Below are 249 nucleotides of genomic sequence, written 5' to 3' on the forward strand. Positions count from 1 at the left end.
GCTGAAGGTCGAGGGCATTCGCGACTGCGCCGAGCTGCTTGTGGTCGCCCTGGGTGATGGCCGCGAAGCCCATGTGTTTGGCCGTCGCACATTGCCAGAAATGGACCTGGCCTCGGTGTCCTGCGCGATCCAGAATTTCTGGCTGGCCGCTCGCGCCGAAGGGCTGGGCGTGGGTTGGGTGTCGATGTTCGAGCCGCACGCGTTAGCCGAATTGCTGCACCTGCCCGCTGGCGCCAAGCCGGTTGCAGT

1 protein-coding gene is annotated in these 249 nt (G+C 65.5%); it reads left to right on the plus strand.

The window, feature by feature from the left end; all coding sequences use genetic code 11:
* A partial coding sequence (locus AC0IW9_RS31490; RefSeq protein WP_471652216.1) for a nitroreductase family protein occupies positions 1 to 249 on the plus strand: 249 nt, incomplete at both ends.

Source organism: Belnapia sp. AC561 (assembly GCF_979252845.1).